General features: G+C 63.7%; 18 protein-coding genes and 1 pseudogene. 8 read left to right on the forward strand and 11 right to left on the reverse strand.

Going from position 1 to position 20,315, the window contains the following annotated elements:
- Positions 1 to 524: 524 nt before the first annotated feature.
- From ACODS0_RS27255 to ACODS0_RS27290, 8 genes are all read right to left on the reverse strand, one after another.
- The gene (locus ACODS0_RS27255) at positions 525 to 1,352 is read right to left on the reverse strand and encodes an SDR family oxidoreductase (protein ID WP_488838370.1); all 828 of its coding nucleotides are present in this window, start codon (positions 1,350 to 1,352) and stop codon (positions 525 to 527) included.
- A gap of 26 nt (positions 1,353 to 1,378) precedes the next feature.
- Entirely contained in the window at positions 1,379 to 2,356 is a 978-nt protein-coding gene (locus ACODS0_RS27260) for an ABC transporter permease (protein WP_488838372.1), read from the reverse strand.
- Between the two features lie 20 nt (positions 2,357 to 2,376).
- Positions 2,377 to 3,303 (reverse strand): ABC transporter permease, encoded by a 927-nt coding sequence (locus tag ACODS0_RS27265; RefSeq protein ID WP_192422246.1) that lies wholly within the window; start codon positions 3,301 to 3,303, stop codon positions 2,377 to 2,379.
- Positions 3,300 to 4,829 carry a sugar ABC transporter ATP-binding protein gene (locus ACODS0_RS27270; protein WP_192422245.1) on the reverse strand — a complete coding sequence of 510 codons (1,530 nt, stop codon included), beginning with the start codon at positions 4,827 to 4,829 and terminating at the stop codon, positions 3,300 to 3,302. Before ACODS0_RS27270 ends, ACODS0_RS27265 begins: the two co-directional genes overlap by 4 nt.
- Positions 4,830 to 4,844: 15 nt before the next feature.
- Positions 4,845 to 5,930, reverse strand: coding sequence for an ABC transporter substrate-binding protein (locus ACODS0_RS27275; RefSeq protein ID WP_488838373.1), 1,086 nt, complete (start codon positions 5,928 to 5,930; stop codon positions 4,845 to 4,847).
- 150 nt (positions 5,931 to 6,080) lie between these two features.
- Complete coding sequence (locus ACODS0_RS27280) at positions 6,081 to 6,965, reverse strand: alpha/beta fold hydrolase (protein WP_192422243.1); 885 nt, start codon at positions 6,963 to 6,965, stop codon at positions 6,081 to 6,083.
- Complete coding sequence (locus ACODS0_RS27285; RefSeq protein WP_192422242.1) at positions 6,901 to 7,191, reverse strand: hypothetical protein; 291 nt, start codon at positions 7,189 to 7,191, stop codon at positions 6,901 to 6,903. Before ACODS0_RS27285 ends, ACODS0_RS27280 begins: the two co-directional genes overlap by 65 nt.
- Before the next feature lie 4 nt (positions 7,192 to 7,195).
- Positions 7,196 to 8,335 (reverse strand): ABC transporter substrate-binding protein, encoded by a 1,140-nt coding sequence (locus tag ACODS0_RS27290; RefSeq protein ID WP_192422241.1) that lies wholly within the window; start codon positions 8,333 to 8,335, stop codon positions 7,196 to 7,198.
- A gap of 210 nt (positions 8,336 to 8,545) precedes the next feature.
- Here ACODS0_RS27290 and ACODS0_RS27295 point away from each other — a divergent pair, with 210 nt between their 5' ends.
- The 6 genes from ACODS0_RS27295 to ACODS0_RS27320 all read left to right on the forward strand — a co-directional run bounded on the left by ACODS0_RS27295 (position 8,546) and on the right by ACODS0_RS27320 (position 14,616).
- Positions 8,546 to 10,216 (forward strand): long-chain-fatty-acid--CoA ligase, encoded by a 1,671-nt coding sequence (locus tag ACODS0_RS27295; RefSeq protein WP_488838375.1) that lies wholly within the window; start codon positions 8,546 to 8,548, stop codon positions 10,214 to 10,216.
- A 130-nt stretch (positions 10,217 to 10,346) separates the two neighbouring features.
- Entirely contained in the window at positions 10,347 to 11,306 is a 960-nt protein-coding gene (locus ACODS0_RS27300) for a porin (protein ID WP_488838377.1), read from the forward strand.
- A 51-nt stretch (positions 11,307 to 11,357) separates the two neighbouring features.
- On the forward strand, positions 11,358 to 11,930 hold the full coding sequence (locus ACODS0_RS27305; protein WP_488838379.1) for a hypothetical protein: 573 nt from the start codon (positions 11,358 to 11,360) through the stop codon (positions 11,928 to 11,930).
- A 15-nt stretch (positions 11,931 to 11,945) separates the two neighbouring features.
- Positions 11,946 to 12,863, forward strand: a complete 918-nt coding sequence (locus ACODS0_RS27310; protein ID WP_488838381.1) for a methyl-accepting chemotaxis protein — start codon at positions 11,946 to 11,948, stop codon at positions 12,861 to 12,863.
- 56 nt (positions 12,864 to 12,919) lie between these two features.
- On the forward strand, positions 12,920 to 13,981 hold the full coding sequence (locus tag ACODS0_RS27315; protein WP_192422238.1) for a PAS domain-containing sensor histidine kinase: 1,062 nt from the start codon (positions 12,920 to 12,922) through the stop codon (positions 13,979 to 13,981).
- Positions 13,978 to 14,616 carry a response regulator gene (locus ACODS0_RS27320; protein ID WP_192422237.1) on the forward strand — a complete coding sequence of 213 codons (639 nt, stop codon included), beginning with the start codon at positions 13,978 to 13,980 and terminating at the stop codon, positions 14,614 to 14,616. Before ACODS0_RS27315 ends, ACODS0_RS27320 begins: the two co-directional genes overlap by 4 nt.
- 309 nt (positions 14,617 to 14,925) lie before the next feature.
- Here the strand turns inward: ACODS0_RS27320 and ACODS0_RS27325 are convergent, their stop codons facing one another.
- The 3 genes from ACODS0_RS27325 to ACODS0_RS27335 all read right to left on the reverse strand — a co-directional run bounded on the left by ACODS0_RS27325 (position 14,926) and on the right by ACODS0_RS27335 (position 18,713).
- Positions 14,926 to 15,210, reverse strand: coding sequence for a hypothetical protein (locus tag ACODS0_RS27325; protein ID WP_488838384.1), 285 nt, complete (start codon positions 15,208 to 15,210; stop codon positions 14,926 to 14,928).
- A 311-nt stretch (positions 15,211 to 15,521) separates the two neighbouring features.
- Positions 15,522 to 16,742, reverse strand: coding sequence for an MFS transporter (locus tag ACODS0_RS27330; RefSeq protein ID WP_488838386.1), 1,221 nt, complete (start codon positions 16,740 to 16,742; stop codon positions 15,522 to 15,524).
- 324 nt (positions 16,743 to 17,066) lie between these two features.
- On the reverse strand, positions 17,067 to 18,713 hold the full coding sequence (locus ACODS0_RS27335; RefSeq protein ID WP_488838387.1) for a carboxylesterase/lipase family protein: 1,647 nt from the start codon (positions 18,711 to 18,713) through the stop codon (positions 17,067 to 17,069).
- A gap of 215 nt (positions 18,714 to 18,928) precedes the next feature.
- On the opposite strand from ACODS0_RS27335, the gene ACODS0_RS27340 reads away from it, so the two are divergent.
- Positions 18,929 to 19,957: a LysR substrate-binding domain-containing protein gene (locus ACODS0_RS27340; RefSeq protein ID WP_488838389.1), complete on the forward strand. Its 1,029-nt coding sequence runs from the start codon at positions 18,929 to 18,931 to the stop codon at positions 19,955 to 19,957.
- Positions 19,905 to 20,300: pseudogene (locus ACODS0_RS27345) on the forward strand (transposase); the annotation flags it as partial. The gene ACODS0_RS27340 and the pseudogene ACODS0_RS27345, both read left to right, overlap by 53 nt.
- Positions 20,301 to 20,315: the final 15 nt, after the last annotated feature.

Raw genomic sequence — 20,315 nt, forward strand, 5'->3', positions numbered from 1 at the left:
GGGTTAGTGGGTCACTTCTGCGTGGAAATCAACACGCGCTTGAATGACCGCTGTCAGACGGCCATTTGATTAGTCGCTACACCCGCTTTGGGTCGGCAGCACCTATTCGCGATCGTCGAAACCGGACCTTTGTGGCGTTGCCCTGATTCTGCCGGGCGAAAACGGCAGCTACCCACCAGATATCCGCCGTCCGATTGAACAAAGTACAGGCGCGGCCAACGACCGCTTTGGGTTGGTCACCGTGCTGTGGAAGCGCGTCAGTGAATGGCAGCAACCGGTGCAGAGCCGCCCCCCGACATGGCAGCTTCAGGCTGGTTGTCGACGTTCAGCGGGGACAGTCGGACGACAGATCTGCGCCTAAACCAGACGCTCTCAAGGTCGCAATTAAAACCAGTCCTGCACTCGTACGACCCGCAAGCCCACCTGGTGCAGAACCTCTGCGGTTTCCTTGCGGACAGGGGTGAAGCTGATCCGACATTTTTCAGAGCTTTCGGAAGAACGAGAATGCTTCACTGATCCCACGTTCAGGAGGGGTGAGGCCTCAATGACTCAAGCAGCGCGTTGCCGAACGGCAGTGAGCCCAGGTTGGTCTGCCCACCATCGATGGTGACCACTGTGCCATGGATGTAGCGGGCAGCGCCACTGCACAGGAACAGCGCCAAGTCTGCAATTTCATCTAGGTCTGCGGCTCGCGCCATGGGAATGCCCGCCAGCACGCGCGCCCAGCCCGCGTCGCCTTCAGGTGCGAGGCGCCTCATGCCTTCTGTATCCGCCACCGGGCCGGGTGCTATGGCGTTACAGCGCACACCACGCTGCGCCCATTCGATGGACAGCGTGCGCACCAGCATATCGATGCCTGCCTTGGCCGCACACACATGCGCTTGTGTGGCCATAGGCATCACCGATTGGACTGCGGAGATGGCCAGCAGATTGGATCGTCCTTCGCGTAGCAGCGCCAAACTGGCGCGGAAGGTATTCCAGGTGCCGACAAGGTCGATGTCCACCACTGTCCGAAAGCCATTGGAGGACATGTTGGCGGCCTCGGCCACGAAGTTGCCCGCCGCGCCCGCGATGCAGATGTCCACCGGGCCAAAGACTGCGTGTGCCTGGCTGAAGGCGCTGGCCAGCGCGTCGAAATCGCGCACGTCCGCCGACAAGCCCTGCGCTTGCCCACCCACTGCTCGGATGGCGGTGGCCGCGCCTTCAGCCCGTTCCAGGCTGCGTCCCACGATGGACACCGCTGCCCCTTGGGCTGCAAAACGTTCTGCTATGCGGCGGTTGATGCCGCTGCCGCCACCCGTGATCAGTGCGTGCTGCCCGTGCAGCAAGCCATCTTTGAAAACATCTGCCATATTGAGCTTCTTTGGGTTGTGTGAAATCAGTGCGCCGAGTCTTTGTGGCGCAAGCAATAGGCCAGTGCAGCCGCCCCGATCAGCGTGCCCTGCAGCATCAGCTTGCCGGGCTCACCCAGGCCCAGGCTAGTGAGGAAGTTGAAGAGAAAAACCAGCATGAACGCCGCAACCGCCGGACCCAGCATGCCGCCACGCCCGTTGCCGAAGTTGATGCCGCCCAGAATGGACGCCGCAAGTGCGTTGAGCGCCAGATCCGCGCCCAGCTTGACGTTGCCTACTCCCACGAAGCCCAGCAGCATCAGGCCGCTGAGGGCCGACATGGCGCCCGAGGTGACATGCGCCACAAACACCACGCGCAGATGCGGAAGTCCCGACAGGCCCGCAGCACGCGGGTTGGCGCCCACGGCGTCAAGCACGCGACCAAAAGCACTGCGGCGCAGCCACAGGGCCAACGGCACCAGGGTCGCAATCCAGAGCAATGGCACCAGCGGCACCCCAGCCACGCGCGCGCGGCCCATGGAACGCAGGATTTCGGGCGCATCGCCAACGGCATGGAACTGGCTCAGCGCAATCACGGTGCCCGACAGAATCATCGACACGGCCAGCGTCACGATGACCGCTGAAGCACGCACCCGCACGATCAAAAAGCCGTTGAATGCCCCGACCAGTGCACCAAACAGAATGCACAGCGGCAATGTGATGGGCCAGGGCAAGGGCATCACGCCGCTGGTCAACAGATAAGACACGACCGCAATCACACCACCTGTGGACAAGTCGAGCGAGCGGCAGCGCATCACCAGAGACTGCCCGATGGCGGCGAAGCCCAGCGGCGCCGCCTGGCGCAGGATGAGCAGTAGCAAGAACGGAGAAAGAAGGTTGGGTCTCAGGGCCGCTGCGCTGACCAGCAGCACCACGGTGCCCAGATAAGCGGGTGGCAGCGCCAGGATGAATGTCATTGCCTGTTGCAGGCGGTACGCCAGCCCGGGGGAAGAGGATAGGGACATGGATGAAGACATGGGCGAACTCACATTCCAACGATGCGCCGGCGCTGCAGGCTCACGGCCGCAAGCAACAAGACACCGGTCAACACCCCGCGCATGAAGGGCGATACGCCGAACAGGTTGAGGCCATTGGTCATCAGCCCGAGGCTCAGTACCCCGGCCACCACACCTGCCACGCTGCCGACGCCGCCTGTCAGTTGCACGCCGCCCAGGGCCACGGCTGCAACGGATTCCAGCGCATAAGACGCCCCCAGAGCCGGGTCTCCGGCAGCCACGCGCGCGGCCAGGAAAAGTCCCGCCCACGCTGCAGCAACCGAGCACCACACATAGGCTCCCACGACCACGGATTTCACGCGCACGCCATTGAGGTAGGCGCTGCGCGGGTGGCCACCCACTGCGAACAGGTGCGCACCAAAACGGGTTCGGCGCAGCACGATGCTGGCTGCCAGCGCTGCAGCCGCACACCACAGCAGTGGTGCCGGGATGCCTGCCGCCTCGCCCGTCGCTGCCGCCGTCATGGCGGGCGCGATGGTGCCGCCAGGAATCGGCAGCACCACGTAAGCCAGTCCTTGCAGAAAAGTTGCAGTGCTCAGTGTCATCACCAGCGGGTGCACGCCCGCGAAGGCCACGCCCATGCCGTTGACCGTTCCCACTGCAACTCCCAGGGCGGTTGCCATGGCGACGGCGGCCAATGGATCGCTTTGGGTGGCGGCGAAGGCGGATGCCAGGCTCATCACCGAACCCACCGACAGGTCGATGCCCGCCACCAGCGTTACAAACAGCTGCCCCACGGCCACTATGAGCAATGCGCCGATCTGGCCACTGAAGTTCATAAGGTTCTGGGTAGAGCGGAAATCCACCTGCGTGGTGGCAAGCAGCAACACCAGGACGACAGGTAGGCCGAGTGTGTAGCGCGTCAGGCCCGTACGGGCCGGATTCAAGGTGGTCATGCGGTGGCCTCGTGGGGAGATTCGCTGCGCAGTGCGTGGCCCAGCAGTAGTTCTTCGGTGGCGCTGTGCCCGGGCACGTCGGCCACGATGGCGCCACCACGCACAACCAGGATGCGGTCGCACAGGCCGATCAGCTCGGGCAGGTCGCCAGAGACGGCCAGGATGGTGCCGCCCTCGGCCGTGAAGCGGCGCAGCAGCTCATAGATTTCAGCTTTGGCGCCCACATCGACACCGCGAGTGGGTTGCTCGACCAGCAGAATCTGCACATCGGCAGCCAGCCAGCGGCCCAGCATGGCCTTCTGCTGGTTGCCGCCCGAAAGCGAGCCCACGGGCTGCGCTGGGTGCGTGCGCAGTCCCATGTGCTCGGCCAGATGGCGCACGAGACTCGGGTCGCGCGGCGCACGGCGCCACAGCGGGGTCTGGCGCAGGGGGCCGAGCCAGATGTTGTCTTCGATGGACAGGTCCAGGTACAGCCCCTCGCCTTTGCGGTCTTCGGGCAGCAGGGCCACACCGCAGCGCACAGCGGCAGCCACGCTGCCAGGCGCAACAGCGACAGAGTGGCCACCGTCTGCCCATACACACACGGTGCCGCTGCTGCGCTCCTGTGCCCCGGCCAGGCTGCGGATGATTTCGCGCTGGCCTTGGCCTTCAAGCCCAGCAATGCCCACGATCTCGCCCCGGCGCAGCATGAATGTCACAGGGGGGCTGTGAGGTGTGGCTGTGAGGTGTTCCACCTGCAGTGCAGGCACATCGGGTACATGTGCCGGGCGCTCGGGAAACAGCGCTTCCATTTCCCGCCCCACCATCAGCGCCACCAGGGCATCGGGTGTGAGGCCTTCGATGGGCTGTGTGGCCACATGTGCGCCGTCCTTGAGCACCGTCACGGTGTCGCAGAAGCGGAAGATCTCCTCCAGCCGGTGGCTGATGTAGAAGACCAGTTTGCCCTGGTCCTTCAAGGCGCGCAGCAGGGTTTCGAGTTGGTCTACCTCTGCGCGGTTCAGCGGCGCGGTGGGTTCATCGAAGATGAAAATGTCGGCCTCGGAATGCAGGCCCTTGGCGATCTCCAGCAATTGTTGTTCACCCACGCTGAGCGTGCCACACAGCCGGTCGGGGCCCAGCGCGATGCCGGTGCGCTGGAGTACCTGTAAGGCCTCATGCCGAAGCGCGCGCAGGTTCAGCAAGCCGCCGCGCGTCAGTTCGCGCCCCAGGCACAGGTTCTCGGCTACCGTGAGGTTGGGCAGGATGGTCAGCTCCTGGAACACGGTGGACACCCCCGCGCGGCGCGCCTTGGCGGGCGTACCCAACGCCGCGCGGCGGCCCTGGAGCAAGATCTCGCCGCTGTCGGGCTGGTGCACCCCGGCCAGCAGTTTCATCAGCGTGGATTTTCCCGCGCCGTTCTCGCCGGTCACGGCGTGGATCGAGCTGGGCCAGCCCTTCAGGCTGACCGCCTTGAGCGCGGCGTTCTGGCCGAACGACTTGCTCACGCTGCGCAGCTCCACCAGGGGCTGGCGCTCCTTGATCGTCATGGTGCGAGCTTCCTGTTACTTGCTGCGGTAGGTTTCCACGATCTTGGCTTCGGGCAGCACCGTGGGCATCCAGTAGGAGTCGTTCAGCTCAGGGCGGAAGAATTTGTCGAGCTGGTCCCGCGCAATCGGGGGCGGCATCGAAAAGTACGAGCGGTACAGCGGCTTGCCCTCTAGCAGCGCGCTCGATGCGCGTACCACGGCAGTGCCCAGGCCCGGCGTCACGATCGGTGCCACAGTCTTCACACCCGCTTGCTTCCACACGCGCAGAAAGCCGTTGTTGGCCTCGCCCGTCATGGGCACCAGCGGCTTGCCGGCCTCCTTGAACACGTCGATGCACGCGCGAGTCATCTCTGCGCCCGAGAACCAGATGCCATCCACCGGCTGGCCCGAGAGCACCAGGTTCTCGCAGATCTGCTTGGCTTTGGCGTAGTTCCAGTCGCCAAACACTTCGTTGGTGATCTTGAGATTGCTGCCCTCAATGGCTTTCTTCAGCCCGTCGTAGCGCTGCTGCTCTTCATCTACGCCCGCAATGCCTCGGAACACCCAGAGGTTGCCCTTGCCGCCCAACTCCTTGCGCAAAAACTCGCCGCCCTGCTGGCCAAAAATGCGGCCGCCCGCCCAGATCTCAGTGGTGGACGGCACAGCGCGGCCATACGAGCCCAGCGTGACCACCGGGATGCCCGCCTTGGCGGCCTTCTCGATCAGCGGCGCACCGATGGCCTGCGAGATGGGGCCGATGATGAGCAGGTCCACCTTCTTGGTCAGCAGGTCTTCCACGTCGGCTACCTGCTTGGCGGGCTGCCAGTTGGCCTCGGTGAAGATGAATTCGCCGATGTTCTTGTCCTGCGCGGCGGCGTGGCGCATCTCGGCGATGAGCTGCACGATCCAGCTGTTGCCCATGCCGGCCCACGAGACGCCAATGCGCCAGGGCCCGGCCTTCTTGTACTGGCCGGGCTTGGTCTGCTCGGCCGTCGTGGCCGTGAGCAGGCCGGGCGGCAGCAGCTCGACATCGGCCGCATGTGCGGCCTGCGCGGCGGCCAGGCCGGCCAGTGCCAGGGCGGCCAGTGTTTTCTTCCAGTGGAATGGGGTGGGTGTAAGCATGATGTGTCTCCTGTTGTGGGTATGAAAGAACGGCGTGAAAAGGCGTAAGAAAGGCGTGCAGGGGCCTGCGCGCGGCCCCAGGGGCCACTCGTCAGGTCGGGATGAAAAGAGGGGGCAGGCGCCGGTCAGGGCGCGTGGTTGAGCGCGGCCTTAACCGACCGCGCGGCGTATCCAGGCGATGAGGTTGGCAATCACCTCTTCGCGGTTGGTCTCGTTGAGTACCTCATGGCGCGCGCCGCCGTACACGTGGGTGGACACATCGCGGAAGCCCGCGCCGCGCAGGCGGTTCACCAGCGGGTCGAACCAAGCTAGGCAGGCGTTCACCGGATCGCGGTCGCCGGTGAAGAGGTACAGCGGCAGGTCCTTGCGCACAGCGGCGTACAAAGCCGTGTCTGCCGTGCGGTTGCCCACGTCGAAGATAGAGAACAGCGACTCCAGCGTCAGCGGCGTGCCACACAGCGGGTCGGCAATGAAAGCCGCTGGCACATTGGGGTCACGGCTGAGCCAGTCGGCGGGCGTGACCGGTGTGCCCACGCTGGCGTTGGCCGTCTCGGGCGTCCAGCCGGAGGTGCGCACATCCAGCATTTCCAGCGCGGCGGTGCCCGACAACGCGACCGCATCGACCAGCGCCGAGTGCTCGATCAGATAGACCTGTGCCGCCATCGAACCCATGCTGTGCGCCACCATGACGACAGGCAGTCCGGGATGGCGCTCACGCAGCGCGCGGGTCACTGCAGCCATGTCGTCTATAAGGGCCGCAAAACCGCGCGGGCCAAAGTCGCCTGCTGTGCCCGCATCAAATGCCGACTGGCCATGCCCCCGGTGCTCGCTGCCGTACACAAAGTAGCCTTGCGCGGCCAGCGCCTGGGCCACATGGCGGTAGCGGCGGATGTGCTCGGACATGCCGTGCACCAGTTGCACCACGGCGCGGGGCACGGTGAAAGCGGCTGGCGTGGCCCAGGCATACGCTTCAATGGCATGGCCATCGGCTGCTGCAACACTGAAGCGCGTTTCGTTGGTGTTCGTTGTGCTCATATGTCTCCTTCGGTTTTTTTCGTTGTCTGGTCGGCGCATCGTAGATCGCGCCATTGCGCACCGTCAGCCAGAAAATTCCCCGGGCGTTGAGGGAATTTTCTGCCTTCTGTTTTTCGCGCAATGGTCGCTCTGGCATGTGGAATGCGAAAATAAATCGGCCTTTGCGCTCGTCTGCATTCGATTTATTGCTATTGTTTTTTTGCTGTAGCGCATCCGATGCATCCATGGTGTCAGCGCAGCAGCTGCCCTTCGCTGCCCAGCACGGTGAAATCCACATAGCGCCCGCCCTGACGCTCGCCCCGGCCATAGCGCACCACGAAACCGCCCAGGTCCAGAGTGCCCAGTTGCTCCAGTGCGGTGGCCACGCGGCCTGGCGACCAGGCCGTGCCCCCTGCGCGCCGCAGGGCCTCCACTAGCACCTTGGCGGCGATGAACGCCTCGAAGCCCGCGTAGCTGGGGGCGGCGTCCATGGGCCCATAGGTGGCCAGCAGCGCCCGGTATTCGCGCACCAGCGGCCGGGCACCTCCGTAGGGATAAGGCACAACCTGCGTGAAGCCCATTCCCCGTGCTACGGTGGGTCCGACCTGAGTCAGCACTTCCTGGTGGTCGGCCCGCGCAAAGCTCAGCAGTTGTGCCGTCTCGCCCGTGCCTCGGTACGCTTTGGCGAATGCGGCGACGTGGCGTGTGGGAGCCATGAGCACGATGGCCTCGGGCCGCAACGCCCGCAGGGCAGTCACAGCAGCGTCGGGTCCTTCCGGGCCGAGTGTGGCGGCTCCTGCCAGGGTGAGTCCCTTGCGGGTGAGCGCCGCGCGCAAGGCGTCAACGGCACCGAGGCCGTCTTCGTCTGCCGCGTGCACCATGGCGATGCGGCGTGCCCCCAGCGTGGCCAGGTGCCCGGCCAGGTGTTCGGCCTCGCCCGCGTGGCCAGCGCGCACAGGGAACACCTGGGGGTGCACTGGCTCACGCAGCCACCCGGCCCCCGTGGCGGGCCCCAGCAGTGGCACACCCGACACCGCCAGCAGCTTTTGCGTCAGCAAGGCGCGCACGCCCTGCGCCTGCGGGTAGCCCATCAGCACGGACACCTGCTCCTGCTGCACCAACTGGCGCGTGTTGCGCACCACGCTGGCTGGGTCGAAGGCGTCGTCCAGCACCACATGGCGGATGGCCGTGCCCTGGATGCCACCCGTGGCGTTGACATGGGCGAACCACAGGTCTGCGCCCAGTCGCAGTTGTCGCCCCAGCGCCGCCTGCTCACCCGACAGGGGCAGCGATTGCCCCACCACCAGCTCCGCCACGGGCGCAGCGCCCGCTGACAGGGCCCCGCACAGCCCTCCGATAACGACCAGCCTGCGCCAGAAAAAATGCTGCACCAATGTCTCCTTGAGTTGTGGTGCGGGATGCTGGGTGCAGGGGCGGCGGCCGTCTGCGGGATTTGTCTGCCCGGCGCGCCAGACTTTTCCGCCATGGGCGGCCCCCGCGGCATGGACTTATCTGCCCTGCCGTACAGAAATTTCTGGCATCCAGGCCGCAGCCCTTTGCCTACGCTCGGTGCACTCAAACAAGAATGCCAGGAGACCAGCGTGCAGACCCCCGAAGACCGCGTGATCGAGCGCACACCGTCCGCTTACAGCTACCCGCTGCTCATCAAGCAGCTGCTGCACACCCCTCTGGCCAACGCGCCGGATCAGGAGATCGTGTACCGCGATCTGTTTCGAATGACCTACCGGGGTTTTGCGGGCCGCATTGCGCAGCAGGCCCATATGCTGCAGTCGCTGGGTGTTGGGGCGGGTGATGTGGTGGCTGTGATGGACTGGGACAGCCACCGCTATCTGGAGAGCTACTTCGCTGTGCCGATGATGGGCGCCGCGCTGATGATGGTGAACATCCGGCTGTCGAACGAGCAGATCGCCTATGCCTTGGATCACAGTGGTGCTACTACTCTGCTGGTGCATGCCGACTTCCTGCCGGTGCTTGAAGTCATCCACGCGCGCCTGCCGCAACTCCAGCGCATCGTGCTGCTTCAGGATGCGCAACCCGCACAAACGCCGCTGCCGACGGTGGGCGAATACGAGGCGCTGATGGCCGTGCAGCCCACGGCCTTTGAGTTCCGTGACTTCGACGAAAACACGCTGGCCACCACCTTCTACACCACCGGCACCACGGGCCTGCCCAAGGCCGTTTACTTCAGCCACCGCCAGATCGTTCTGCACACGCTGGCAGCGGCATCGGGCCTGGCGGCCAGCCCGCAGCATCAGCGTTTTCACCGGGGCGACGTGTACCTACCGCTCACGCCGATGTTCCACGTGCACGCCTGGGGCCTGCCGTTTGTGGCCACGCTAATGGGGGTCAAGCAGGTCTATCCGGGCCGCTTCCGGCCCGAGCACATCGTGGACCTGGTGGCGCGCGAGGGCGTGACGTTTTCGCACGGCGTGCCCACCGTGCTGCAGATGGTGCTGGCCGCCGCCAAGGGGCGCCGGTTCGAGGGCTGGAAGATTGTCTCGGGCGGCTCGGTGATGCCACCCCACCTGTGCCAGGAAGCGCTGGCGCAGGGCATAGACATCTTCACGGGCTACGGCATGTCGGAGACCTGCCCACTGCTCACGCTGGCGCAGCGCCCTGCGCAGCCGGGCCTGGACGTGCCCGACGACTTCCGCCTGACCGCCGGCTGGAGCGTGCCGCTGGTGGACCTGCGGGTGGTGGACGAATCCCTGCACGCGCTGCCCCGCGACGGCAAGGCCGTGGGTGAAGTGGTGGTGCGTGCGCCCTGGCTCACGCAGGGCTACCGGGGCAATGCCGAGGCCTCCGAGGCCCTGTGGCAGGGCGGCTACCTGCACACCCAGGACATAGGTCGCATCGATGCCACCGGCTGCCTGCGGCTGGTGGACCGCATCAAGGACGTGATCAAGACCGGGGGCGAGTGGGTGTCTTCGCTCGACCTGGAGCAGCTCCTGGCCACCCACCCGGGCGTGGCCGAGGCCGCCGTGGTGGCCGCGCCCTGCGAGCGCTGGGGCGAGCGGCCCATCGCCGTGGTGGTGCGGCGCCCGGGCAATGCGTCTGCCACCGAGCAGGCCTTGCGCACCCTGGTGCTGGAGCAGGCCGAGCGGGGCCTGATCCCCCGCTATGCAGTGCCCGACCGCATCCATTTTGTCGAGGCCATCGACAAGACCAGTGTGGGCAAGTTCGACAAGAAAGTCCTGCGCCAGAAGTTTGCACAGGCATCAGCACCCGAACACCAGACGGCCCTGGCCTGAGGCCGTATCCCCGCGCTGGAGTTCCTGCGCCAGCGGTCCCGGAGGCCCCACGACCCGTGGGGCGCAGCAGGCTGTCCCTCATTTTTACTGAACCACAACAGATCCCTTTAAGGGAAGGAGACCTCACGCCATGATTGCCCGCATCACACTGCCCGCCGCAGCCTTATTGCTTGCCAGCACATCGGCTCTCGCGCAGTCCAACATCACCCTGTCGGGGCGCATCGACCTGAACGTGGGAAAAGACATTGGGGCCGGACAGACGCGCATGGGTACTGGCTCCATGAGCCACCTCACGTTTGCTGGCACAGAAGACTTGGGTGGCGGCATGCTGGCCAGCTTCAAGCTTGCGACCCGGATCAACGCTGACAGTGGTACGACCAACGCACCTGGCGCGGTGCTCAACTCCCCTGCTGGCACCTACTGGACGCAGGAGTCGTCTGTGGCTCTGCGCGGAGGCTGGGGTTCGCTCACGCTGGGGCGGCAGATGACGGCGGCGCTGCTGCCGCAGCTCCTGGTGGACCCTTGGTTCTGGGACAACACCACCAACGGCTTTGCAGCAGGTACAGGCTATACCGGCAACCTTTGGTACAACGATGCAGCCACCTATGCTTACGACACCGGTGCCTTCTCGTTCACGGCGCAGGTGGCCGCCAAGGACGCCAATCCCGGCTGGTCGGGCACACCACACAAGACGCCGTACTCGTTTGCACTGGGTTATGCACCGGGCCCCTGGCAACTGCGCTTCGGCTACGAGAAGCCCGCAGACGGGCGTTCCAAGCTCGCCACGCTGTTTGGTGGTTATGACTTTGGTGCGTTCACGCTCAATGCCATGGTGGCGGGTGGTACGGACCACACCGATGCCAGCGTGCGCACGTGGGCCCTGTCGTCAGTGGTTCCTGTGGGCACGGGCCAGTTCCGAACCAGCTTCGGGAACTACAAGCGCGCCGATGTGGTTGCCTCGCAGAAGTTGGCGCTGGGCTACCACCACTTCCTGTCCAAGCGCACCAGCGTATACACGACCTTCGCGCACGACAGCAAGGCACCCACGCGCAAGAATGGCTACGAAGTAGGCCTGCAGCACGTGTTCTGAGTGCCAGAACGCTGCCAAGACATGGTTCCCAGAAAAGGATCGGAACATTCCATGGGGTTGCTCACAGTCTGGAACGATCGCGCTGGTGTGGTGGCGCATGCGCTTGCGGCTTTCTCCGTGGTGGGGGGAGTTGCTGCGTTGGCGATGGCGCCGCCAAGCCAGATGCAGCTGGGGGCCATGGTCTGCCTTGTGCTTGCTGGCTGTTGCTACGCTGGGCTGGCCGTTCAGTCAGCCCGGCACGCGCGCCGCCTGGTGCAGGCGCACAGGCAGGTGCAACAGTTGGTGGCGGGCGCGCTGGAGGCACCGCCGCAAGATCCGCGCGGTGCGGACCGTACCGAACCGCTGCTTCAGGACCTGGCCGCGCTTCAGCAACGCCTGGCTGCCGTGGTGCGCGATGTGCATGCAGGCACATTGGCCATCGCGACATCCTCGGGCCACGTGGGCAGCGACCACGCGCGCTTTGCTGCCATGATGAGCACGTTGGCGTCGTCGATAGACGATGTCAACGGCTCTATGGAGCAGTTGGCGCCAGCCCTACAGGCCAATGCCGACGATGCCCAACGGGGGCATCACATCGCCAACGGCGTGCTGGAGCAAGCGAAGCAAGGCGCACAGGTGATCTAGCGGTTGGTGGAAACCATGGGCAGCATCACAGGCAGCTCGCGCAAGATTGGCGAGATCATCAGCCTGATCGACAACATCGCGTTTCAGACCAACATCCTTGCGCTCAACGCTGCGGTAGAGGCTGCACGGGCGGGGGATGCGGGGCGGGGGTTTGCCGTAGTGGCCAACGAAGTGCGCAACCTCGCAACGCGCTCCGCCGCTGCCTCTCGCGAGGTGCGCACCCTCATCGAAGGGTCGGCCCGCAGTGTTGATGCCGGTGCTGAGATGGCCGGACAGACAGGCCGGACCATGGCGGGACTGCTGGACGGCGTGCAGCAGGTGGCGAGCATCATCGAGGCCATGGCCACGGCGGTGCGGCAGCAAACGGCAGGCATGCATGCCATCGGCGCGTCCATCGCGGATCTGGATGTGCTCACCCGCCAGAACGCGTCGCTCAGTCGCAATGCCGCCGAGCCGGTGGCGGCGCTGCACCAGCAGGCGTTGCAACTGGTCCAGTCGGTGGCGTCATTCGACTTGGGAACCCAGGCCCATGCCAGCGCTGATGATGCGAAGGCCCTCGTGCAGCGGGCCGTTGGCGTACTGCGCAGCCGGGGCGGCGCAGCGTTGATTGCCCAGGTCAACCCCCCCCACAACACCGAGCTGATCGACCGGGACCTTTACCTGGTGTTGTATTCCACTGACGTTCATTGTGTTGCCCATGGAACCAACACCCGGCTGGTCGGGGTGGATGGACGCAACTTCAAGGATCTGGATGGCAAACATTTCGTGGCCGAGATTGTTGCCAACGCGTTGCGCCAGGGCAGTGGCCACGTGAGCTACCGCTGGCTGCACCCGCTCACGCAGGAGGCCATGACCAAGTCTGCCTACTTCGAGCGCCATGGCGACCTGGTCGTGACCTGCGGGTCTTATGTCACGTCTGTGCTCACCGCTTGACGCGAGGGGATCCGCCCCCTACCGTTGCCCCGTATTGATTCCGCCACGACCTACCCATGCAGCCCCAGCCTCCCACTCCGACTGTGGATGACTACCTGGACCTTTCCTTCAAGGCCATCGTCGAGCAGTCGATCACGGGCATCTATGTCATCCAGGATGAAATCTTCGTGTACTCGAACGAGACCTGGGCCCAGTTCTTCGGACGCAGCCGTTCCGAGATCGTCGGCATGTCGCTGCGTGACCTCGTCCCGCCATCGTCCATCGACTACACACTGAAGATGTACCACCAGCGGATCGCAGGCGAGATCGACAGCGTGCGCTACATCACCCCTGCTATTCACAAGCAGGGGCGCATCGTGCTGCTGGAGGTGCACGGTTCGCGCATGGCCTACCGGGGCAGACCTGCAGTGATGGGCGTGGGCATTGACGTCACCGAGCAGACGCTGCGCGAAGAAGAGCTGCGCCAAGCGCGCAACGATCTGCAGCAGCTGGCTGCGCACATCAACCAGGAGCGCGAGCGCCAGCGGGCACTGTTCGCACGTGAGCTGCACGATGTGTTGGGCGGGCTGCTGGCCTCCATCAAAATGAACGCCCAGCGCGTGCAGCGCCGGGTCAGCGATCCTGCGCTCACGGAGATCGCGGCGGACCTCATGCACATGACGCGCCAAGCCATCCAGTCGGTGCGGGAGATGTCCGAGGAGTTGCGGCCCAGCGGGCTTGACCACCTGGGGCTGGCTTCGGCCATGCAGCGCGAGCTGCGCCAGTTTGCGGCGCGGCACGCGCTGCAATGTCAGTGGGAAACCTCGGGCACGCTAGAGGGGCTGGAGATCGACCGCGCGACCAGTGTGTTCCGTATCTTCCAGGAGGCTCTGATCAACATTGCCAAACACGCTCATGCCGGCAAGGTGTGGGTGTCCTTGCGGCAGGAGGAGCCCAATCAGCTGTCGCTGGAGATCCGGGATGATGGCGTGGGCCTGGCTCCAGGCCCCCACCGCAGCGATGCACGAGGCCTGCTTGGCATGAAAGAACGGGCGCGTGAGCTGGGTGGCACCTTGGACCTTGAGTGTGCGCCCGGGGCGGGCATGAGCCTTCACCTTTCAATACCTGTCACACCATGATCAGAGTTCTCGTTGTTGATGACCACACCATCTTCCGTTCGGGGCTGCGCAAGCTGCTTTCGGACGAGGCGGACATGCGCGTGGAGGATGAAGCGCGCGATGTGGGCGAAATGCTGACCAAACTGCGGGGAGCTCCTTTTGAAGTCGTTTTGCTGGATGTGAGCATGACAGGGCGCAGCGGATTGGAAGCCATGCCGTCGCTTCGCGCAGAGTTTCCGAAGATGCCGGTGCTACTGCTATCCATGTACCCGGCCGAGCAGTACGCAGTGGTAGCGCTGCGCGCGGGCGCCAGTGGATATCTCACCAAGGATGCCGAGGCCGAGGAGTTGATCCACGCCATCCGCGAGGTGGCCGCTGGCAGGCGTTACCTCAGCAGCATCGCGGCTCAGCGGCTACTGCTGCAGACGGCCAGTGCAGACGACGACCAGCCACCGCACCACAAGCTGTCCGCCCGCGAGCACCAGATCATGCTAATGATTGCCCAAGGCATCTCCTTGACTGACATCGGGAAAAAGATGTTCATCAGCGTCAAAACGGTAAGTTCCAGCCGAACGCGCATTCTTCGCAAGCTCGGCGTGGAAAGCAACGCCGAACTTGTGATGTATGCGATCCGGCACAAGATCGTGCATGGATAGTCCAGACGTCTCTTGGCACGAATGGTTTGTTCAATACTTTTGAGGCTGAGAAGTACCTATCGCGTACAAGCGTCAATGAGAGGACAAGTTTCTCTGTTTGCCATGTTGACCAGCCATCCAAAGCGCGCGCCGCGATACCTGCGGTCAAACAGGCCTGCTTAAGGCTGGTTGCAGTCGGTCAGCTCTTACCGGCGACGGGCGGCTCTTACCAAAACCAGTCAGTCGACGGTGAACGCGTAGCTTGGCAGAAACTCGGCTCATAGCGATCTCACCTTAAGCCACGGCGGAACTCCGGCGAGGCCCAACGTGTCACTCCGGAAACCAGTACACGGGAAAGTGCTTTGGCAGATCGTCGGGCGCCTTATAGAGCGCCAAGATTCGCTTCAACATATCGTCCTCATCGGGTCCGGGGAAGAGATGTCTCGCGGTCTGCAGCCCTATCGGGCGAAATCCATCGGCAAACTTGATCTTCAGCTCGACGAATCGGCTTACCGCGTTTCGGTACAGACTGCCGGCGCCTTCCAGGATTACGCAGGCTTGGCGATGGGGCCTCAACGCCTGATCTGGCGTCACTAAGTATTCGGTGTCGACCACGGGTGCCAACCCTTCCGGAACAAAGAACAAATAGATAGCCGAGCCACCAAACGGTGCAGGCAGCAAGCCGCTGGTTGACAGGCCGGTCGGCTCGATGGCTAACTTGTCAAATGCTTACCACTCGGCCACCCTGATGTCGCGCGTCACGTCGATATGAGGATTCGGTGCACCGTAGTGCTGCAAGATGAGGTTGCGCCTCACATTGGCGAAGCCTAGATTGTGGCGCTTTACATATCTGCCAGCGCAACAGCCTGAACGACGTTGGTTGTACAGAGGGCTGCAGGTGACTGGCGCATAGCCATGCCCGCCTTTCAGAGCGGTCGCTTGAGGCGCACCCACAATGAAAGTGCCAGGCCCACGAACGAAGCCGCACCAGTGACTGCCCAGGTGAAATGCCAGCCGCCCGCCAGACCCGCCACCCAGGCTACAAGCGGTGGGCCCAGGAACTGGCCACAGGCTGAGCACTGCTGTACCCATCCCATCGTGGTGGATACCGTGTACTCGCTGGGCGCCACCCGTACCGCCAGGGCAAACAAGGTGGCAGGAATCATCCCACCCACCGCCGAAAACGCCACCACGGCAGCGAAACGAAGGATCGGGCCAGCTCCAGTCAAGGGACTGAATGCCACCACCGTGGCCAATGCAGTGCCGCCGAAGCCGATGACTAGCAGATGGTGCGTGCGCCAACCCGCCCTCATCAGGCCGCCTGCCCCCAGGTTCCCCACCACGTTGGCCGCGCAGGCCAGTGCGGTCAGCGCACCGGCAGCCACGCCGCTGACGCCCGCCTGCACGTAGATGGAGGGCAGAAACCCGATGACGGCCAGCCACTGGCAGGAGTACATGCCAAACGCCACCGCCACCACCCAGGGCCCGGGACTGGCCAGTGTCATCCACAGCCGCCTCACCAGGACCAACACCGCAGGAGATGGGGGGGCGGTGTGCGGACTGGCCACGGCTGCTCGCCGGGCATCCGGCCCAACGGCCCAGGCCAACCAGAGCCCAGCGCAGCCCGCAACTACCCCCAGCAGCCCCCACCAAGCCTCCCAGCTCCACCAGGCCATGACCACGGGCCCCGTCAAAAGCGCCAGGGAAACACCGGCGGGCATATAGGCACCCCACAGCCCCATGAAGGCAGGCAGCCTGGCCGCGGGTACCAACTGCCGCATCAAGCTGGGCGCTGGGAGCACAACACATAGGAAACCCAAACCCTCCAGCGCCCGCAATACGAGCAGGTCGGAGGGCTGGCGAGCCCACACGCCCGCCAAACTGGCGAAGCACAATACGAAAAGTCCACACAGCATGCTGCGCCGCAGGCCGAAGCCATCGGCCAGCGCCCCCACCAGAACGCCCAGAAGCATGCCCGCTAGTTGGACCGCCGACAACAGGAAACCTGCCTCGACCAGGGAGACCCCCAACGCATCCCCCAACACGGCAATGGCGGGTGGAATTTTGCCAATGTGCACGGCGGCAGCGAGACCCGCCACAAAGACAGCGATAGGTGCGCGAAGCGAAAAGGAAATCAACGATCGCATTGCTTCAAGGCCTGGATACGGAAGGGGGCGGCGGACACGCAGTCGTCCACACGATAGCAGGCAGACCCGCCGCTACGAAACACCGCCGTCGCTGGTGAGGTGTGTCATTGATCGGGCAGAGCCAGCCCAGCGTCGCGCTTGCATCCCGGGCATGGACGCATTCCACTCCTTCCAGGCTTTGCGGCATTCCAGGTGCCCGATTAGCGCACTCGCGCTCGAGCTGTTCCAGCCTGAAGAGTTAATCGTTGCCATCCGACGGCTGGCATTTCGGGGAGCCCTAGTCCACGCGGCCCTGCCCGCCGAGTGACTTCGCGCCCTTTTTAATTATTGGTACCCCAGAAGGGCATCCCACACGCGCATCTGGGCGATCTTCGGCACCGTGCCAAACGCGATGGATGAAGACGCTCCGGAGCCAATCAGTGCAGAGTTTGTGTTACCACTGCTGTAGCTTTGCCAGACTGTGCCATCCGCAAAAGTCGCCGTCCCGTTTTGGGCGAAAGTGGTCACTGCGCTCATCAGATGCCGACTGAGCTGCTGTTCTGCAGCGCCCGACCCGACTTTTTGACGGTAGTAGTCAAGCCCATATGTGCCGAACAAGAACGGCAGCTCTGCACAATGGGGAACGCCCCGCCCCGGGGCTGGCAAGTCATGCATGAAGGTTCCATATCGCACGTTTGCGCCTTGCTTCACGAGACTGTCTGCATAACGAACGCAGAAGTTGCGCAGGTTCCGGTCGCCGTTGATTTCAACCCACAGGTTACCCGGTGTTGAGGACCGATTGTCAGCCAGGGCCGCATCCTGATAGGCGCTGATCACCTGGGCGGCACGACTGGCAGAACCAGAGAGCGGGGCAACGAGTGCCGTAAGCGCCTCCATGGTGGAAGGCAGCGCGGTGGTGAGAGAAGCCTGTGTCACAGGATCGACCAGGTCCACAAAAAACGATCCCTCGGTAAGCGTGTTCGTGATCAGCACCGGTACACGCTGGGGCCATGCCACCCGAGTCCAATCGGCGAACACCGTCTTCCCGTCCATCACAGGCGACGCCTTGACGCCAAAGCCGGAGCGGAAAGTAGCAGGCAGCGGCTGAGCGTTTAATGCCAACTCGGCAGCGTGCAATGTGGCCGCAGGTATGTCCAACAGCCCCTTGGGTGTGGTTTTGAGGCTCGTGGCCAGCAGCTCGGTGTAGCTGGCCGCATCTTGAAGGGTGAACCCCGCAGGCGCTGCAATGCCGGCAGAACTGAACAAAACAGCTTTGTGCAGCCACTGGCTCCAGACAGGGTGCTGCGCGATCAATGCCGTGTTGACAGCTCCCGCTGATTGCCCCGCGAGGCACACGTTGCCTGGGTCTCCGCCGAACCGGGCAATGTTCTCGTGCACCCACCGCAACGCGGCTGCCTGATCCTGCAGGCCCCAGTTCGCAGCAAGTCCAGTTTCAGGATCTGTGAAATCTGGGTGGGCCAGGCTGGACATTGCACCCAAGCGGTAGTTGACCGTGACGACAAGCAGGCCCTGCTCAGCGAGCCTCTGCCCGTCCATCAGGGGCATGCTGGTCGCGCCGGTGCGCCACGCACCGCCATGGAGCCACACCATCACGGGGGCCTTGCTGACGTCGCGAGGTGCCCAGATGTTGAGAGTGAGACAGTCTTCGCTCTGCGCTTCAGGTTGCGTGTAGATCCAGGTCACGTTCGCAGGGAGCGTCTGCAAGCTGGCAGGACCAAACGCTGTGGCGGGGGTCACCTGGGCCGTGGTGGGCACATAGGGCTTGGGCGATTGAAACCGCAGTGCTCCAACAGGCGGCTGTGCGTAGGGGATACCCTTGTATACCGCTGTGCCACCCAGCACGGTTCCGCTGAACTTGCCCGAAGTGGTGTCCACCACGGGGTTGTCATCGCCTCCGCCGCCACACCCGATCAACGAACCGGCAAGTGCCCCGGAGGAAAGCTGTAGAAAAATCCTTCGCGTTGTCATCATGTCTCCTGGAATAGTTGGTCTAGATGTCAGTTGCTGACAAACTTATGCTAGATAACCAACTTTGTGGTGGCGAGACTCAGTGGTAGAACGCCCCGTTGCAAAAACAGGCCCATCGAAGCAGGGTTGGGCTGCTGCAACCTATGGCAAGCTGGGAATTGCACAGCGGTAGAGCTTGAACGTCAGGCTCACGCGTTATCTGCACAACGAGATGACGGATGGACCTAATGGACAACGTGTTGCTGGCTGTGGAAGACCTTCTGAGTTTTGTAGAGGTAGCCGACGCAGGAGGCTTCACCGCTGCCAGCAGGCGCACAGGCATACCGAAGTCGCGCTTGAGTCGTCGCGTGGCGGCTCTTGAGTCATTCCTTGGGGTTGCACTACTGCACCGCAATGCAAGGCGGTTTGAATTGACCGATGTAGGGCGACGCATTTTTCAACATGGCCAGGCGGTGCGAGCTGAAACGCAAACTGCTATCGCCGTCGCACGTGAGAGCCTGGAGAGTCCGTGGGGGCAACTGCGGGTGGCTTGCCCGGCAGCCATCGCGGCATCGCTTGTGGGCCGAATAGCTCTGCAATTCAGCGCTCGCTATCCTCGCGTCACCCTGTCACTTCAAACCACTGACGGTCGTTTGCGCCCTTTGGATGACACGTTGGACCTTGTGATTCAGCCAACCACGCAGCCTCTAACGGACTCCAGCCTCGTCGCCAGAAGGCTTGCAACGGTCCCCTATGCCTTGTATGCAAATCCAGCGCTCGTTGCTGCTCTCAACACTCCAGAGACGCCGTTGGCACTATCCCGCTGCGCTGCTGTCGGCTGGAGCATCACTGCGTCACTGGCTAGTTGGACATTGATTGGCCCCCAGAACGAAAGTGCGGACGTTGAACTGGATGTGCGCTTCGTGAGCGACAACCTGCTGTTGAACCGAGACGCCGCGCTTCAAGGGCTAGGAGTTGTGCAGCTTCCGAGGATCATGGCGGCCAGCTTTGTCGCGAGCGGACATCTGCTTCAGGTAGCGCCCGACTGGGTTCCCCCCGCAATGCACATCTACGCCCTTTATCCGTCGCGCCGCCACCTCACGCTCGCGGGTCGCTGCTTTCTGGATATGCTCGAAGAGGGAATGAAAGATGCAGCAATCGCTCCGGCCGGCTTTGTTGCACAAACCGGCCCCATTGCGCTGGTAGCCTCAACGCATGAGTGGATCCCGGCAGCCAAAGACCCGCTACAAGACCGCCAACTGGACTGAGTACAACGCAGCGCTCAAGGCCCGAGGATTGATCACGATCTGGCTGGACAAAGACATGCAGTGGTATGCACCTGCCAGTGGCAAGCGGGGTCTCCAGCAGACGTTCACGGATTCGGCCATCCAGTTATGCCTGAGCATCAAGTGCCTGTTTGGTCTGGCCCTGCGCCAGAGTCTGGGTCTCGTTCAGAGCCTGCTTGGCCTGGCCAAGCTCGATTGGCACGTGCAAGACTTCAGCACCATCAGCCGCCGCCTGAAAACACAGCAGGTGCAACTGCCTTGCCAGGGCAGCCTCACGGCGCTGGATCTGCTGGTGGACAGCACGGGTGTTGATTTCCACGCAGAAGTGACCCACTAACCG

The sequence above is a fragment of the Acidovorax sp. FG60 genome (genome assembly GCF_057808995.1).